Here is a 17,284-nt window from a genome sequence, read left to right as displayed (position 1 = left end):
ATCCCTGATTCGTTGTCATTACAGTCGCTTATCCTACTTGGGTTTTCGGCTGCACGAAAGGGGTAATCACAGATTATCTGTGTGATCCGAGGCATTATAACCATATTGGTCGTTGTAGCTTATTAGACCTCTTTTATTACCTAATTTTTTGCCTATCGGGAGGCATCATGGACAAGGTACTTATTTCACAGCTCAAAGTCGAAACCGTGATCGGTATTTATGAGTGGGAAAAGCAGATCCATCAAAACCTGTTGATCGATCTTGAGATGGCCTGGGACAACAGCCTGGCGGCAGCCAATGACGACTACCAACAAGCCCTGTGTTACGAAACCGTCTCTAACCGGCTCACGGCCCTGATCACCGAGAAGCCGATAGAACTTATCGAGACAGTGGCGCAGATGTGTGCCGATTGCGTGATGGATGAATTTAATGTGCCTTGGGTGAAGGTTAGGGTGATGAAGCCCGGCGCCGTCCCCAGTGCCCAGGCGGTGGGTGTCGAGATTGAGCGAGGTCATCTGTAACCTTATGGCACGCATCTTCATCAGCATTGGCAGTAATATTCACCCAGAGGGCTACTTCAATGCCGCCCTCAAGGCCTTAAGTGCGCATTTCGATAACCTGTGTCTATCCAGTGTGTTTGAGAGTGAGGCGGTTGGTTTTGACGGCAGCAATTTTCTTAACATGGTGGTTGCCGCCGATACCGAGTTAGGCATCGCCGAGGTGGTGGCCTTGTTCAAGCAGATAGAGTCAGACAATGGTCGTTTGCCGGGAGCCAAGAAGTTTAGTCCCCGCACGCTGGATCTGGATCTGCTGCTCTACGACGACCTGGTCACAGACTCCCCAATCCCGCTGCCGCGCGCCGAGATCACCACCAACGCCTTCGTGCTCTGGCCGCTGGCGGAGATCGCCCCCGAGCGGGTACACCCGGTGGCGCAGCTTTCCTACCAGACCCTGTGGGACAATTATAATAAGTCGCAGCAGAAGCTGTGGCCTGTCGAATTTCAATGGTCTTATTAATTTTTCTTACCCGACCCAAATCTTAAAGGATAATCATGGATATTTTTCAGGTAATTGTGTTGGCCCTGATCCAAGGCCTGACTGAGTTTTTACCTATCTCAAGCTCCGCGCATCTCATCTTACCCGCTCAGTTGCTCGACTGGCAGGATCAGGGGCTGACCTTCGATGTGGCGGTGAATACGGGTTCGCTGCTTGCCGTGGTGATCTATTTTCGCCGCGAGCTCTTCTCCATGTTTACCGCCTGGACCGGCAGCCTGGTGTCGCGTAAGCAGACCCAAGAGAGCAAGCTGGCCTGGTGGATCATCCTGGCGACCATTCCAGCGGTGATCTTTGGCTTTACCGCCAAAGACTTTATCTCGACCCATCTGAGAAACATCGAGGTGATCGCCACCACAACCATCGTCTTCGGTCTATTGCTCTGGTGGGCGGATAAGCTAAACCGCGAAGGCTTTAGCGAGTTTCAGGTAGGCTGGAAGAAGGCCCTGCTGATCGGTTTTGCTCAGGCGATGGCGCTGATTCCCGGCACCTCACGTTCGGGCGCGACCATTACCGCGGCGTTGGCGCTGGGTCTAAGCCGCGAGGCGGCGGCGCGATTCTCTTTCCTGATGTCTGTACCTGTGAGTCTGGGCGCCGCGCTCTTAGTGGTGAAAGACTTGCTATCCAGCCAGGAGGCGATCGATTATCAGGCGCTGGTACTGGGTACTGGGCTGTCGTTCGTTGCCGCCTATCTCTGTATTCATTACTTCTTGAAGATCATCAGTCGCATGGGGATGACGCCGTTTGTTATCTATCGTCTCGCCTTGGGGGCTATCCTGTGTGTGGTGATTTTTGCCTGATGATCGATAAGTCAATCTTACTTAAGAGAGTCCTATGAAGAGTCATTACTTGTGTCCCCTCTGCCAGGCGCCGATGAATGTGCATCAAGACTCTCAGGGTCTGCACTGCGCCAATAAACACCATTTCGATAAGGGGGCACAGGGTTACTGGGTGTTCAGCCAACCGAAGAAGCCCCATATCGATTCGCGCCAGCTGATGCGCGCCAAACATTTCTTGTTGGAATCGGGGATCTTCACGCCCGTTATCGAGGCGCTGCAGCGTCAGCTAGGCGAGCTATTGCCAAGCGATGCTAGGCTGTCGCATCTGGATATCGACAGCGGTGAAGGCTATTACCTGCGCTCCCTCAATGGCGTGTTTAAGGCATTAGGCCTGGCTGTTGAGCAGACTGGTGTCGCCGAGGCGGATAACAGCCTGTTCGTGGCGGCGAAGGAGCAGCAGCCTGAAGCCTGCCTGATCCAGAGCCAGCTCAAGACCTTGCCCTTCGCGGATGATTGTTTCGATTTGGTGAGCCTGTTCGACAAGCCGCTCAAAGGCAAGGAGCCCCTGCGGGTGCTTAAGCCTGGCGGCACATTTGTGTGGTTATCGCCGGGTCCGCGTCATCTGTGGCAGATAAGAGAGTTTATCTATCCAAACCTGACCGAGAAGGGCGGTGAGCCACAGCAGCCTAAAGGGGTAAGCCTGGTGGCGAGCGAACGTATTAGCTACTCCCTGGCACTTAGCGGCGAGCAGGCGCTGACCCTGCTGGAGATGACTCCCTTTGCCTGGCGAGCCAATGACAAGATAAAGCGTCAGATCGCCCAGCAGAATTTTGAATCGCTTGAGATCGATCTCTATCTCACCTTAGCGACGAAAGATGCTTAGGTGAAAGTACAATTATTCACCACTAGAAAATCCCGGCGGCTCGGGTTACCCTTTGAGCCAAACCTTTAACTCGATTTTTGGAAATCCGTTTCGATGATGCGTAAATTGCTGTTGCTCATCTTGAGTCTCGCGCCATTGCAGTTACTTGCCAATGTCTACTCCCTGCCAGCCAATGGCGGTCGCCTCGTCGGCGAGTTGCAAACCCATGTGGTCCAGAAGGGGGACTACTTCAAAACCATCGCCGATAAATACAATATCGGTATCTTGGAGTTGATGGAAACTAACCCCGGGGTGGATCCTTTCCTGCCGACGCCCGGCACCGAGTTGGTGATCCCCACCCAGATGTTGCTGCCAGACGTGCCCCGCAAGGGCATAGTGATCAACCTGCCAGAGCTGCGTCTCTACTATTTCCCTAAGAATGGCCGTGAGGTGCATGTCTTTCCTGTGGGCATTGGTCGTATCGGTCGTGAAACCCCAGAGATGACCACCAAGATCAAGGCGCGTATTCCTAATCCGAGCTGGACGCCGCCGGCGAGCCTGCGCGCCGAGCATCTGCGTGAGCGCGGCGAGGTATTGCCTCCTGTGGTACCCGCCGGCCCTGATAACCCATTGGGTAAGTATGCCATGCAGCTCTCCTATGGCGACGGCAGCTACCTGATCCATGGTACCAACAAGGATTTCGGTATCGGCATGCGAGTCAGTGCCGGTTGTATCAGGCTTAATCCCGATGATATCGAGTGGCTATTCCACCAGGCCAAATATGGTGATAGCGTAAGGGTGATCAATCAAACGGTGAAGATCGCCTCGGAGCCAGATGGTCGTCAGATCATCGAGGTGCACTCGCCGCTGTCAAAGACGGAAGATCAGCCGCGTGAGAAGGTGATTAGCCTGAGCAGCAAGGTAGTGAAGTTTATCAGTCAGGAAAGCGTCGATAACACTAGGGCAAACGATGCCCTGCTGACGCAGAACGGTATCCCTATGGTGATCTCTCATCCACCGCTGACGGCGTCTCAGGACTTAGAGGTAACCCCCTAGGCTTTATAGGCTTAGCTTCTTATAGGTTTGCTTTGAGCGACTCATACTCAATTATCAAGGCGTCCATTGGGCGCCTTTTTTATGGGGTTTTTTCTAAGGCTAGCGTGGCGCGAGTGTCAGCGAGTGTAGTTCAAGGAATAAGAGGTGCGGGCAGGCCTGAATGCTTAAGCGGTTTGTTTAAAAGACAGTCTCATAAGGCAAGCTATATGACTAGCTCAAAGGATTAGCTTAAATGAGTTAGAAAAACTGGGGCTTAGGAGCGTGGGGAGATATTAAGTCTTGGGGAAACGAGTTTGAGGTAAAGCGAGGGGAAAATATATCGGCAACACAGGTGTGTTGCCGATACAGACACATTACTTCTTGTAAGAAGAAGCGATGTTGTCGATGCGGTCGTTAGCACGCTTAGCTTCAGCTTGTGCGTCCATCGCAGCAGCTTTTGCATCTTTAACGTCAGCAGCAAGAGCACCTTGCTCAGACTTCAGAGAGCTAACTTCAGCAGATAACTGGTCAACTTTGTTGCCTAGGTTAGCAACGCTTTCTTCTAGAGCAGTAGTGTTTGCGCAACCACCAAGAAGGGCAGTCATTGCTACGCCAGCAATCATCAGTACTTTTTTGTTCATTGGGAAATCCCTTTAAATAAGTTGGATTGAAATGGAGCAGCCGAAAAGTACAACTGCAACTGGTTAATTATGTCATAGCCAATTTATATTGCTATGAATTTTCACCCTAAGGTCGTAATACAATATCTCATGATTGTGCAAAATCAAGCCTGTCGAGGGTTTTTGCTCAAATTTTGGCTTATGATCACTAAAACTTAACGAACACTTAGCTATGGCTTTGCATTTAAGGCGGTTTTTCCCTTGTACTGGGCGATGGCATCGACCCTTAGCTTCTGTAACTGTGCCTTGATCTCGGCGCCCTTAAAACCCGCCTCTATGATAGGTTTTATCTCGACGTCGCGCGCCAGTTCAAAACAGTGCTGCACATAGGCCCCTTGGGGGTAGGGACTGTCCTCTAAACCCGTTCGTCCCTTGCTGTCGGCTTCACAGGCGAGCAGCAGCTGCGGCAGCCTTTCGGGCTTACGCCAGAGATCGGCCTTGTCGAACAACTTGACTAAGGTCTCGGGCCTCAGCTCGAAGGCGTTATGGATATTCTGATGTTGGTCACTCACCAGGAGTGCCAGATCCCGATAGTCGTTGGGGACACGAAAACGCTCGCACAGGGCGCGGATCAGCGGCAGGCCCTTTTGACCATGGCCGTGATGCTTAGGCAGGTGCTCCTTGGGAGACAGTGCCTTACCCAGGTCGTGTACCAAGGCCGCAAATCGTACCTGTTTATCCAGGCTGAGTCTGGCCGCCTGTTCTAATACCATGAGCGTATGTATGCCGGTATCTATCTCTGGGTGATACTGCTCGGGTTGGGGGATGCCAAACAGCGCCTCGATCTCGGGAAACAGTATGGCTAATCCGCCGGCTTCTTTGAGCACCTCGAAGAACACCTGCGGCGCCTTGGTGGCCAGGGCCTTATCCAGTTCCTGAAACACGCGCTCTGGCGTTAGCGCCTCTAGCTCGCCGCTTGCGGCAATTTTTTGCATCAACGCCATGGTTTCCGGGGCGACCCTGAATCCCAGTGGCTGAAAACGGGCGGCGAAACGGGCGACTCTGAGCACCCGCAGCGGATCTTCTATGAAGGCGTCGGACACATGCCTGAGCAGGCGCCGCTCGATATCCTCTTTGCCGCCATAGGGGTCGAAGATCTGCCCCTGTTCATTCTGGGCAATGGCGTTGATGGTGAGATCGCGCCGCAGCAGGTCCTCCTCCAGGGTGACATCCGGCGCAGCATAGACGCTAAAGCCGCCATAGCCTTTACCCGTTTTGCGCTCGGTGCGCGCCAGGGCATACTCTTGTTGCGTCTTAGGGTGGAGAAACACGGGGAAATCTTTGCCGACCTGTCTATAACCCTTGTCGAGCATCTCTTGGGCCGTGGCGCCCACCACCATGTAGTCACGATCTTTTATGGGAATATTGAGTAACTGGTCGCGGACGGCGCCGCCAACTAAATAGATCTTCACGTCTCACCAAGGGATAACTTTATATTTGGCCTAAGCTTATCATGGCAAGTCGTCGGGCCGCATCCTTTCGCCGTTCTGATAGCTGGCTTTAGGCGCGGCTGTGGCGCAATTAATTGGGGGGAACTTTTGACAACGTCTCCCCTAGGGATTAATTTGAATCGTCATTATTATTTTGGGACTGAGGCGGCATGTACAAGGCGTTTTACGGACTAAGCGATAACCCGTTTTCGATCGCACCCAACCCTCATTATCTGTTCTTGAGCGACAGACATAGAGAGGCGTTGGCACATTTAACCTATGGATTGGGTGAAACCGGTGGTTTTGTCTTGTTAACCGGCGAGGTGGGCACGGGGAAGACCACAGTGTCACGTTGCCTGCTCAACCAGCTGCCCGAGAATACCGATACCGCCTTCATCCTCAACCCCTCGCTGACCGAACTCGAGCTGCTTGCCACCCTGTGTGACGAGCTGGGCGTACACTATGGTGAGTCGCCTACCCTGAAACAGCTTACGGATCAGCTGAGTCAGTTTTTGCTGGCCAACCATGAGAAGGGGCGCAATACCGTCCTTATCATCGACGAGGCGCAGCATCTTCGCGCCGAGGTACTGGAACAGCTCAGGTTATTGACCAACCTAGAGACAGATACCAAGAAGTTGTTGCAGGTGATCCTTATCGGTCAGCCCGAGCTGCAACAGCTGCTTAAGCGTCAGGAACTAAGACAGCTGGCCCAGCGCATCACCGCTCGTTATCACCTGCTGCCCCTCACGCAGCAGGAGATTGCCCTCTATGTGCAGCACAGGCTGCAGGTGGCAGGCCGTCACGAGCCGCTGTTTCATCGCAGTGCCATCAAGGTGCTACACCAATACAGCGGCGGCATCCCGCGCCTGATTAACCTATTGTGTGAGCGGGCCCTGATGGCGGGTTATGCCCAGTCTAAGGTGCCTATCGATGCCAACATGGTGAGAACCGCTGCCAGCGAAGTCCTGGGGGAAGAGATCAAGCAGCGCAAACTGCTTTGGCCGGCAACCGCCGCAACGCTTATTCTGGCGACTTTTGCCGGTGCCTTCTACTTCTTTAATCTGCAGGGGCAAGGTGGCATAGTACAGGCCAGTGAACCCGCGGGGACGAGTACGCAGCAAGCCGAACAGAGCCAAAGCAGTTTCACACCGGAGACGCAGACACAAGCCGCCCAGACACAAGTCAGTCAGCGACCTGCTAGTCAGACAAGTCGTCAGCAAGCCGAAGAGACCTATGCCAGCCTGAGAGCCGATCAGCAGATATTGCGTCAGGCGATTGCCCAGAGCCGTAACATAGATACCGCCTATGCCAGCATACTGGGTCTGTGGGACAAGGCACCCTATGTCGGCCTGACGGCCTGTCAGTCGGCCAAGCAGCAGGGACTAGATTGCTTCCAGCAGCAGGGCAACTGGCACTCGCTGGTGCGTCTCAACTATCCGGCCGTGGTCTATCTGCAGGATGCGCGCGGCGAGCCTTTCTATGGCACAGTCGTGTCTCGCCAAGGTGAGCAGCTGTTGCTGCAACTGGCGGAGCAACAGCTTTGGGTCGACAGAGACTGGTTTACCCGTCACTTTGCCGGCACCTTCGAGCTCCTATGGCAGGCGCCAAGCTATCAGCCTAAGGAGATAGGCCGAGGCTCGGCACAGGCGCAGATCCAGTGGCTGGAGAATGCCCTGGCGCAGATCCAGAACAAGCCTGCCCGCCTGGTGCAATATTTCGACGCCGAACTCGAGCAGTCCTTGATGGACTTCCAGCGTCAGCATGGCCTGCGCGCCGATGCCATCGCCGGTAGCCAGACCTTAGTGCAACTCAACCTCTATCTCAGCGATAAGGGGCCAAGATTGCAAGAGGGACTACAGGGGAGACTGCAAGGCGAGGGGCGTTACTGATGTCAATCCTTCTCGATGCGGTGACCCGTGCAAAACAGCAAGATCAGCAGCTAGACCCTGTGATCACGCCTAGGGCCCAATATGAGGCGATGCAGCCCAAATGGCCTTTGGTGGTCAAGTTGGGGCTGGTGGGCACGGGTCTTGGCGGGGCAATCGCCCTTGCCTGGGTGCTGAGTGGTCAGGGCTCTCTCGCCAATCAACGGCAGGCTGAGTCTTTATCTGCTGGGCAAGCTCAGGCAGTTCAATCCAAGGCTGTTCAGCCAAAGGTCATCGAAGCAAAGGCCATAGAAGCAAAGGCCATAGAAGCAAAGGCCATAGAAGCAAAGGCCATAGAAGCAAAGGCCATAGAAGCAAAGGCCGTCAAATCAGAGACTACTCAGCCGCTTGTAAGCCAGAGTCCTCAGTCGGGCAATGATGCCAGCAATGGGACTGGTATCAAGCTGGCGGGCAAGGTCGCACTGCCCGTGCCGGTGGAACGCCCCATTCTCCAGGCTAAGGCGAGCACCCCCGCGACTGTCGTGCCTCAGCCAAGGCGCCAGCCGGCCGAGATACAAAGCGTTGCCAGGAATAAGGCGTTAGGCAATGACGGTTTGAGCGCTCAAAGCAGCGAGGAGCCGATTATCCTAGGTGCCAACGCTAATCAGCGTGGCCGTGATCTACTCAGCTCTCTAAAGGCCCAGGTGGATGAAGCGGCCGCAGATGTCGGCCTGGAGTCGGCCTATGTGGCAGAGCAGGGTTCGGACCAGGCATTAGATCAGATGTCGGAACAGCTCCCAGAGCCTGATGCCCAGCAGCGCCCTGCGGTGAAGGATACCAGCAAGTTGGTGGCCGCCTTCGAGGCCGCGCTCAAGGAGGTGGAGAAGGAGAACGCCGTCGCCACACCTGTGACCGAGCCTAAGCTAGATCCCATTCCAGTACCCAAAGCGGATGAGCTGCCAAAGTATGGTCAGTTGCCGGCAGGGCTCCAGCTACAGGTGCCCGAGTTCAACATTCTGGCCCATGTCTATGCCAACGATCCTAAGAACCGCTGGTTGAATGTGGATGGCGCCGAGTTACAACAGGGCGACATGATTGGCGGTAAGCTCAAGATAGTCGAGATACGCCCAAGAGACGTGGTGTTAGAGGTGGCGGGCACAGAGTTTAAGGTGCCGGCTATCTAGCGAGCATGAAGCGCGAGTCGTGAGCGCTTTGATGATACAAAAAAGGCGATGAATTATTCATCGCCTTTTTTCATGTTTGGCTGTCGCCAACACCTCTAGCCGTAAAACTCGTAGGCCAGTAGCAGGGTCAGGCCGTAACCACAGGTATAACACAGCGCCAGCGCCGGTACGTACTTGAGGTAGGTGACGAAGGTGAGCTCTTTCACCTTGCTCATGGCGATGATACCCGCCGCGCTACCTATCACCAGCAGCGAGCCACCCACGCCCACTGAGTAGGTGAGTCCTAACCACTCTGGGGTGTTAAGCACAGGTTCGGCTTTGAGCAGCGCCGCGGTCAGGGGGACGTTATCCAGAATCGCCGAGCCGATACCCGTCACGAAGTTAGAGATGTTAGGATCAAACTTGGCATACACATCGGTCAGCAGATGCAGGGTGCCGATCTCTTTCAGCATGCCCACAAGCAGCAGGATCCCTAAGAAGAAGAGCAGGGTATCGAACTCTACCTGACGGATATATTCGAGGATCTGTAGCTCCTCCTTGTTGCTGCGCTGCAGTGTGCCCATCAGGAACATCACCGACAGGCCCGACAGGAAGGTCAGTACAGGCGGAATACCGAAGAAGATATTGAGCACCATGGTCATTATGATGGTGATCAGGAAGATGAGGGCAATAAATACATCCAGCTTGCTGTATTGACGCTTGATAGGGGTGGTGCTCACATGGCCTTCCGCCTTTAGCGAGAAGAGTACCGCCAGCAGCATGACGCTGATCGCCGCCGGAATAAATAGCAGGAGTAGCTGTGAGATATGGACATGGCCGCCGAGGAAGATCATCAAGGTGGTCACATCGCCGGTGATCAGCGCCACACCGCCCGAGTTTACCGCGAAGATGATGAGTACCGACATGCGGCGCTTCATCTGGCTCTCGAGCTGGAAGGTGGTCAACAAGCCCAGCGAAACCAGGGTCGCGGTCACGTTATCACAGATGGCCGACAGTACCAGGGAGAAGAGGGCCACCTGGATCATCAGCATGCGCACAGAGACCTTCTGCGGAAACAGCTTCTGCACCAGGATCTGAATCATGCCTTTGGCGTTTAGGTAGGCCACGAAGGTCATAGTCGACATCAGGAAGAGCCAGAGCGTCGCGATTTCCAGCAGGTTATGGTCCAGCTCCTCTGCCACTAGATGCTGGTGGCTGGGATCCCGCGCCGCAACAAATAAGGTGATCCAGGCGATACAGCCGAAAAAGAGGGTGGTTTTAGCCTTATTAATGTGGGTAACTTCTTCAAAAATAATGCTTAATAGCGCTAGCACAGCAAGTGTGATCAGGAAAATGTTGAGCATACATTTGTTCCTACGGCTGATAGTAAATCTCGCCCGGCAGAGTAGAGGCGGCATGATTTATATCAAGGTTTGGTTAAGGTTGTTGTGTTAGGCGGCGATCTGACCATAGGATGAGATAATACGCAAGTGTTACCTTAGTCTAATTTCGCTGGAAAATGCGATCTTGCGCACTCCTAGTCTTTTTAACTAGCGGAATATTTTTTGATTCCTTCGTTCTGTGGTGAAATGCGCTGAACTCTCACCACCCTATGTCTGCTGCTTAGTTTATCCTGCTGATAATTACTCGTGTCGCGATAGTCTCTACTGTCAGCGACTGATAGAGTGGAATAAATTATTTACGAGTGGCAGCTGGCCAGGTTTATCCTGCACAGGCCGCTTGATCTCGGGTGAATTGATCTCGGGTGAATTGATGTCGGGTGAATAGAGCTTAGGCCTTAATTGAGCATCGCGTGCATCGCGTGCATCGCCGGTAAACGCCGGGTAACAAAAAAGGACGCCTAGGCGTCCTTTTGGTCATTGTCTGTCATATCACTCGCGGCGCGAGTTACTTGGCCATACGGGCAAACACACGGTCGGCAGCGGCCAGTGTCTCTTCCAGCTCCTTCTCGCCGTGCGCCATAGACAGGAAGCCTGCCTCATAGGCGCTCGGCGCCAGGTAAACACCTTCGTCCAGCATGCCGTGGTAGAAGGCGCGGAAGGCGTCTGCATCACACTGAGTCACCTGTTCGAAGCGGGTAACCTTTTCCAGCTCGGTGAAGAAGAAGCCGAACATGCCGCCCACATAGTTGATGCTTAGTGGAATACCATGCTTGTTGGCCGCGGCCTTAAAGCCTTCGGCGATACGCTTGGTCTTAGCCGCTAGCTCTTCATACAGGCCTTCGGCGCACAGCTCTTCCATCTGTGCCAGACCCGCCGACATGGCGATAGGGTTACCCGACAGGGTGCCCGCCTGATACACAGGACCGGTAGGAGCGATAAACTGCATCACCTCTTTACGGCCGCCAAAGGCACCGACTGGCATACCGCCGCCGATCACCTTACCCAAGGTGGTCAGGTCTGGGGTAATGCCATAGTGGCCTTGTGCACCGCTCTTAGCGACGCGGAAGCCTGTCATTACCTCGTCGATGATCAGCAGGGCGCCATACTGGTCACACAGGGCGCGCAGACCCTCGAGGAAGCCAGGCATAGGCGGAATGCAGTTCATGTTACCGGCAACCGGCTCAAGGATGATACAGGCGATCTCTTCAGGGTACTGCTCGAACAGCGCCTTAACCGACTCCAGCTCGTTATAAACCGCGGTCAGCGTGTGCTTAGCGAAATCTTCAGGGATGCCCGGTGAGCTTGGCTGACCTAGCGTCAGGGCGCCAGAGCCGGCCTTAACCAGCAGGCAGTCGGCGTGGCCGTGGTAGCAGCCTTCAAACTTGAGGATCTTGTCGCGATTGGTAAAGCCGCGTGCCAGACGGATGGCGCTCATGGTGGCTTCGGTACCTGAGCTCACCATGCGAACCTGCTCCATCGAAGGCACCATCTCGATCACCTTCTCGGCCATACGCACCTCAAGCTCGGTTGGCGCGCCGAAAGAGAGACCATTTTCTACCGCATCTAACACGGCTTGGCGGATCTTTGGATGATTATGACCCAAGATCATCGGGCCCCAAGAGCCAACATAGTCGATATAGGCCTTGCCGTCGGCATCATAGATGTAGGCGCCGTCAGCCTTCTCGATGAAACGTGGTGAACCACCGACGCCGTTGAAGGCACGCACGGGTGAGTTTACGCCACCAGGGATAGTTTTCTTAGCCTGCTCAAATAGGGTTTCAGAACGGGTCATTCTAGATCCTTTAAAGTCGTTGCCAGATTAAAAATCGGCTTTTTGTGAATACCAATTTACCGGACATTCGTGCTGTTCCAGCTGGGAATCAACACCTAATGTCAACGCAAACAGCGCCATGCGGATAAGCAATCCGTTGTCTGCCTGTCTGAAGATGGCCAAGTTTGGATGACTGTTGAGGTCGTTGTCCAGCTCGTTGGCCTGTTCTCTCGAATCGCGAGGCAGCGGATGCATGATCACTGTATTCGATTTGCAATGCTGTGTGTAAATATTGTGGTTTAATCGGAACTTACCACGATACTTGTTGGCCTCTTCCTGTGAAGGAAAACGCTCTTCTTGAATACGCGTCAGGTAGAGTATATCAGCCTGATCTAAATTGCCTTCAAGTTGATCTGTTATTGTGATCTTATGCCCAGCATTTTCAATGTCATCGATCACATAGTCTGGCATTGCCAGCTCTTTGGGTGAGATTAGCGTGAAGCTCACATCTTTATACATGCACAGCAGGCGCGACAGCGAGTGTACCGTGCGGCCAAACTTGAGATCGCCCACCATGGCGATGTGCATGCCGCTGATGGTGCGGCCACCGGCGGCCAGCTCTTTCTGAATGGTGAACAGGTCCAGTAGTGCCTGGGTCGGGTGCTCGTTGGGGCCGTCGCCACCGTTAATCACGGGCACACGACTGCCTTCGGCAAACTCTCTGACCGAGTAGGCATCGGGATGGCGCATGGCGATCACATCCGAGTAGCTCGACAGCACGCGGGCGGTGTCGTAGAGCGACTCGCCTTTGGACAGCGATGAGGTGCCTATGCCAACGGTTTCGTTGACCTTGCCGCCCAGCAGGTTAAAGGCGCTACCGAAGCTGACCCGGGTGCGGGTGCTGGGTTCGAAAAACAGATTACCCAGAATCGCGCCATCGAGTACCGTGGTACGTTTTTGTCTGAGGGCATAGGGAGTCATTCGCGATGCAACGCTAAAGATCTCTTGTACGGCATCTAGATTGAGTTGGTTTACCGAGAGGATGTGTGAACCTTGAAACTGAGTCATCAGCCTTTATTTCCAATTTCGGGGGGCAAAATGGCCGAAGCAGATGGTCATTTCGCCCTAAGTTATGTAGGGTGGCTGAGGCGACACTATACCAGACATAGCGAGGCGGTGGAATAACTTGCCGAGCATATTTGCGTGTTGGCCCAAGCTTTGCTGGGCCAAGGCTTGCGGCCTAAGCCCTGCGGGCCAAATTGGCCATCAAGCAGGGGCAAGCAACAGGCTATCGAGCTGCTTGGTAATACCTGTTTGTCCATCGTGCGCGGTCTGCCTCCTATTTGTAAATTATTGAAAATAAATGGGTTAATGGGCGTGTCGTGCTTATGTCGTGTAGTCGTCGTGCTCAAGTCGCTAAGACGCCGTGGTGGGACAAACCGACAAAGACTAAGCTGGCATCTCCAATTAAACGAGGTTAAGGAAAACAATGATCATTCGTAAATTACGTCTTCAGCGGGCCTGGTCGCAGGAACAACTAGCGCAGCATTCGGGCCTTAACGTGCGCACCATACAGCGTATAGAGCGTGGTCAGAAGGCGAGTCTCGAATCATTGAAATCGTTAGCCGCAGTATTTGAGGTGCCACTGGAGGCGCTGCAACAGGAGATGGATATGAATATGACAATGGATAAGCAAACCAAGGACGCAACTGAGGAAAGATTGCAGCCCGTTAGCCATGATGAGCGCGCCGCCATCGAGTATGTCAAAGAGCTGAAAGGCTTCTACAGCAATCTTACGACCATGGCGATTGTCTTGCCACTGCTTTATCTGCTGAATCTGATGATAAGCCCAGGTTATATGTGGGTCTGGTGGGTCGTGCTGGGCTGGGGCGGCGGGGCCGTGCTGCACGCCATCTCGGTATTCGAGCCCTTTAGCCTGTTTGGCGCGACTTGGGAGAAGCGTCAGATAGAGAAGCGACTCAAGCGCAGGCTGTGGTTATTTAGGTTTTTAGCAGGTGCCGCTAAGCCTGGTTTATAAAAGCTGGCGCCTGCTATATCTGCCCCTGGTTGATCTCTTTTTGCAGCATCACCCAGCTGATCACCCCGACCACATTTTCACGCTTGTCCTGATAGATAAACACCTCGCCGCGACGCTCCTTGGACAGAATATCGTACACCTCCTTGAGGGTGGCGGTGTCGACGACGCCTTCGATAGGATGCCGGGTAAGTGTGCTCATCTCCTCGGAGACCTGCAGCTCCAGGTGCAACATCTCCATCTGGCCCTGATTGTTTTGCATCAATACCGAGCGGCCCTCGGCGCGCTTGAGCACCTCCAGCAGCAGCTCGTCGTTGTCTCTTACAATCACGAAGCGCTTGTCCATCACGGCGCGCACCCCCTGCTTCTGCAGGCCGAGCTTGACCGAGGAGACCTTATAGTCCAGCCCCATCAACTCTATCTGCTTGTAGAACAGCGACTTAGTATTGAACGCCTGATGGGCGATCAGAAACGCCGGAATAGTCACGAACATAGACGGCAAGATGATGGCGGCGTTATTGGTCAGCTCCAGCAGGGCGACTAGTGCCGCCAGCGGCGCACTGAGGCAGACCCCCATCATGGCCGTCATGCCTATGATGGTGTAGAGGCCCACATAGGGGGTGATGGTGGGAAACAACATGGCGCTGACCACGGCCAAGATGGCGCCAATCAGAGCGCCGATGCCAAATAGCGGGCCTATGATGCCGCCGGGAATGCCCAGGCCGATTGCGGCGATGGTGGCGATGATTTTCCCTAGTAACAAGCCGACCAGTAGTGACAGGCTGGGGTGTTCGCTAATGGCGTGACTAATGGCCAAGTCGCCGCTGCCCAGTGCCTGGGGCAGGAAGAAGCCTATGATGGTGGTGATAAGCCCGGCGAGCAGCAGGCGTAAGATCAGAGGATGTTGCTGTCCCTTGGCGGTGACTTTCAACAGGGTGTGATTAAACAGGGCGGCGATACAACCTAAGGTGATGCCACAGAGTGCCAGCACAGGATATTGCGACAGGGGAATATGACTTACCCCTATCTGGTCATATTCGTGGATATTGCCAAACACCAGCTGGCTGGAGAGGGCGCCGCAGATGGCCGACAGCATGATGGGGAAGAAGTAATGTACCTTGTATTCCCTCAATATCACCTCGAACACAAAGATCACCGCTGCCAAAGGGGCGTTGAAGGTGGCCGCGATACCGGCGGCGATGCCGCTGGCGCACATGATGCGCACGCTGTTGTCGGGCAGTTTAAACTTCTCCGCCATCACGCTGGCACTAACCGCGCCCAGGTGAATCGCCGGGCCTTCACGGCCGACAGAGAAGTTGGTCGCCAGGGCAAACAGCGCCTGGAAAAATTGCCCCGGGGCTGACTGCAGGGGGATCTTGCCGTAGTGCAGCTTCATCCTTTGCATCACATAGGCGATCCCCATGCGTTTGTAGCGCTTAGATCCCAAAATGGCCACAAACCAGATTAAGATCGCCCCTAAAAGTGGCAATAAGACTCGCCAGTCACCTAAGTTGCCAGTAAACTGCCACTCTTGGGTCTGAGTGAGGTGGTTAAGCCACTGCAGCAGAAGTCGAAAGAGGATGATCACGCCAGAGGCCACCAGGGCGAAGGCGAGGGCGAGGGCACAAAGCTGAACGCTGATCTTGGCCTGGGCCAGTTTGTCTTTGAGGTCGGTATTCAGGTATTTCTGGCATTGCTGTATGGCGCTGTTTATTCTGAGCTGCACAGTAACCTTCCGGATCAATCGTTAGTAACGCTTCGCGGGGCGAATGAAAAAATTATCATAAGGGGCTAGTACTTAATGCCAAATTATCATCGCTGGGTCGATCGCATGCAAGTGTTCGAACGAAAAATTAGACCTTCGAGCGTTTATCTGTTTTGTTTAGTGATCGTCGCCTTCTTACTCGGCGTGTTAACCTGGGACCTCTGGTCCGCCAATCATTCTGTGACACAGACACATTCCACCGCGAAAGAAGCCGAGCTACGCCAGGCGCTCAAGGAGCAGGCCGAGGTATTGGCCTCGCGCAACCTAGAGCTGTCGCTGGAGCGTGAAGCCAACAGCAACATGCAGAAGATGTTTCTCGAGCAGCACCAGAAACAGAAGTCGCTGGACAGAGAACTCGCCTTCTATCGCAGCATCATGGCGCCCGAGCATCAGGCCGATGGCGTCGCCATCCACGGCCTGGAGATGACCCCGGGCCCGCTGGCCAATCAATTTCAGGTCAAGTTAGTGCTCACTCAGCTGCAGAAACGTAAGCAGGCATTGAAGGGCCAAGCCAAGCTCGTCTTTGTCGGCGTGCAGCAGGGTAAGATGGTGAATCTGCCACTGTCGGCGTTAACCGATGCCAAGTTTGCCTTTAGCTTCCGCTATTTCCAGACCTTGGAGACGCAGATCACCCTGCCGACCGGCTTCGAGCTGTCCCGGGTAGAGACAGAGGTGATAGTGCCCGCCAGCCGTTGGAGCAAGGGCGCCAAGGCGCAGCAGAGCTTTACCGCCCAGGAACTCCTTGCCACACCAGAGCCAGATAGCGAGGTGGGCGCACGCTCCGGCGGCGAGCCCAATGCGATAGAGGAGCCCCAAGTGGACGAGGCTTATGCCCCCGCCGAGGAGGGCGAAGGGTCACAGATTTCAACAGAGCCACGACTATTACTTGAACAAAATAGTCAGGTATCGGATAATTCCGCTCAGCAAACCGATGTAAGAGGTAGTAATGACTGAACAAGCTGAAGATACAATGCCAATTCGTTTTACCGACGCGGCAGCAGCCAAGGTAAAAACCTTATTGGAGGAAGAGCAAAACGATGCGCTTAAGTTACGTGTATACGTGACCGGTGGCGGGTGCTCAGGTTTTCAGTATGGCTTTACATTCGATGAGAAGGTCAACGAAGGTGACTTTACCGTTGAGAAACAAGGGGTTCAACTGGTTGTTGATCCTATGAGCCTGCAATACCTGGTAGGCGGTGAAGTGGATTACACCTCTGGACTTGAAGGTTCACGTTTCTTCGTGAAGAACCCTAACGCCACCACCACCTGTGGCTGCGGTGCCAGCTTTTCGGTTTAAGCCTCCCGTAGCGAGAACCGAATGCCGCCGATGAGCGCATAAACAAAAAGCCAGCATAGCTGGCTTTTTTTGTGTCATTTTTTATACCAATCGTAATAAACAATTGATCATTCTAGCTTGTTAAAACGCTCGATAACTGTATTAGT

General features: G+C 54.0%; 16 protein-coding genes. 10 read left to right on the top strand and 6 right to left on the bottom strand.

Going from position 1 to position 17,284, the window contains the following annotated elements; translation table 11 throughout:
* The first annotated feature begins 167 nt into the window (after positions 1-167).
* The 5 genes from folB to L1D47_RS08675 all read left to right on the top strand — a co-directional run bounded on the left by folB (position 168) and on the right by L1D47_RS08675 (position 3,750).
* Positions 168-521, top strand: coding sequence for a dihydroneopterin aldolase (folB, locus tag L1D47_RS08695; RefSeq protein WP_041510299.1), 354 nt, complete (start codon positions 168-170; stop codon positions 519-521).
* Positions 522-525: 4 nt separating this feature from the next.
* Positions 526-1,017 (top strand): 2-amino-4-hydroxy-6-hydroxymethyldihydropteridine diphosphokinase, encoded by a 492-nt coding sequence (gene folK / locus L1D47_RS08690; RefSeq protein ID WP_239884128.1) that lies wholly within the window; start codon positions 526-528, stop codon positions 1,015-1,017.
* Between the two features lie 35 nt (positions 1,018-1,052).
* Positions 1,053-1,853, top strand: coding sequence for an undecaprenyl-diphosphate phosphatase (locus L1D47_RS08685; RefSeq protein ID WP_041510300.1), 801 nt, complete (start codon positions 1,053-1,055; stop codon positions 1,851-1,853).
* Between the two features lie 34 nt (positions 1,854-1,887).
* Positions 1,888-2,715 (top strand): putative RNA methyltransferase, encoded by an 828-nt coding sequence (locus L1D47_RS08680; protein ID WP_239884090.1) that lies wholly within the window; start codon positions 1,888-1,890, stop codon positions 2,713-2,715.
* A 93-nt stretch (positions 2,716-2,808) separates the two neighbouring features.
* Complete coding sequence (locus tag L1D47_RS08675; protein ID WP_052813755.1) at positions 2,809-3,750, top strand: L,D-transpeptidase family protein; 942 nt, start codon at positions 2,809-2,811, stop codon at positions 3,748-3,750.
* A 353-nt stretch (positions 3,751-4,103) separates the two neighbouring features.
* On the opposite strand, the gene L1D47_RS08670 is transcribed toward L1D47_RS08675, so the two are convergent.
* A complete protein-coding gene (locus L1D47_RS08670; RefSeq protein ID WP_011864811.1) occupies positions 4,104-4,370 on the bottom strand; it encodes an Lpp/OprI family alanine-zipper lipoprotein in 267 nt (88 codons plus the stop codon).
* Positions 4,371-4,579: 209 nt separating this feature from the next.
* A complete protein-coding gene (locus tag L1D47_RS08665) occupies positions 4,580-5,821 on the bottom strand; it encodes a multifunctional CCA addition/repair protein (protein ID WP_239884087.1) in 1,242 nt (413 codons plus the stop codon).
* Positions 5,822-6,009: 188 nt separating this feature from the next.
* Between L1D47_RS08665 and L1D47_RS08660 the strand changes: the two genes are divergently transcribed.
* A complete protein-coding gene (locus tag L1D47_RS08660) occupies positions 6,010-7,728 on the top strand; it encodes an ExeA family protein (protein ID WP_239884078.1) in 1,719 nt (572 codons plus the stop codon).
* Entirely contained in the window at positions 7,728-8,888 is a 1,161-nt protein-coding gene (locus tag L1D47_RS08655) for a general secretion pathway protein GspB (protein WP_239884076.1), read from the top strand. The genes L1D47_RS08660 and L1D47_RS08655 overlap by 1 nt, the downstream gene beginning before the upstream one ends.
* A gap of 95 nt (positions 8,889-8,983) precedes the next feature.
* On the opposite strand, the gene nhaD is transcribed toward L1D47_RS08655, so the two are convergent.
* From nhaD to L1D47_RS08640, 3 genes are all read right to left on the bottom strand, one after another.
* Positions 8,984-10,231: a sodium:proton antiporter NhaD gene (gene nhaD / locus L1D47_RS08650; protein WP_041510305.1), complete on the bottom strand. Its 1,248-nt coding sequence runs from the start codon at positions 10,229-10,231 to the stop codon at positions 8,984-8,986.
* A 544-nt stretch (positions 10,232-10,775) separates the two neighbouring features.
* Complete coding sequence (gene hemL, locus L1D47_RS08645; RefSeq protein ID WP_239884069.1) at positions 10,776-12,062, bottom strand: glutamate-1-semialdehyde 2,1-aminomutase; 1,287 nt, start codon at positions 12,060-12,062, stop codon at positions 10,776-10,778.
* A gap of 27 nt (positions 12,063-12,089) precedes the next feature.
* Entirely contained in the window at positions 12,090-13,109 is a 1,020-nt protein-coding gene (locus L1D47_RS08640) for an aspartate carbamoyltransferase (RefSeq protein ID WP_041510307.1), read from the bottom strand.
* A gap of 421 nt (positions 13,110-13,530) precedes the next feature.
* Between L1D47_RS08640 and L1D47_RS08635 the strand changes: the two genes are divergently transcribed.
* Positions 13,531-14,079, top strand: coding sequence for a 2TM domain-containing protein (locus L1D47_RS08635; protein ID WP_239884068.1), 549 nt, complete (start codon positions 13,531-13,533; stop codon positions 14,077-14,079).
* A 13-nt stretch (positions 14,080-14,092) separates the two neighbouring features.
* Here the strand turns inward: L1D47_RS08635 and L1D47_RS08630 are convergent, their stop codons facing one another.
* On the bottom strand, positions 14,093-15,802 hold the full coding sequence (locus L1D47_RS08630) for a chloride channel protein (RefSeq protein WP_239884067.1): 1,710 nt from the start codon (positions 15,800-15,802) through the stop codon (positions 14,093-14,095).
* A 75-nt stretch (positions 15,803-15,877) separates the two neighbouring features.
* Here L1D47_RS08630 and L1D47_RS08625 point away from each other — a divergent pair, with 75 nt between their 5' ends.
* Positions 15,878-16,795: a DUF6776 family protein gene (locus L1D47_RS08625; RefSeq protein WP_239884066.1), complete on the top strand. Its 918-nt coding sequence runs from the start codon at positions 15,878-15,880 to the stop codon at positions 16,793-16,795.
* Positions 16,788-17,138, top strand: a complete 351-nt coding sequence (gene erpA, locus L1D47_RS08620; protein WP_011864821.1) for an iron-sulfur cluster insertion protein ErpA — start codon at positions 16,788-16,790, stop codon at positions 17,136-17,138. The genes L1D47_RS08625 and erpA overlap by 8 nt, the downstream gene beginning before the upstream one ends.
* The last annotated feature ends 146 nt before the right edge of the window (positions 17,139-17,284 follow it).

The sequence above is a fragment of the Shewanella sp. Isolate7 genome, assembly GCF_022398425.1.
In the GTDB taxonomy this organism is placed as follows: Bacteria; Pseudomonadota; Gammaproteobacteria; order Enterobacterales; family Shewanellaceae; genus Shewanella.
The sequence above is the reverse complement of the archived record's forward strand: the minus strand, read 5'-3'. Positions and strand labels throughout refer to the sequence as shown.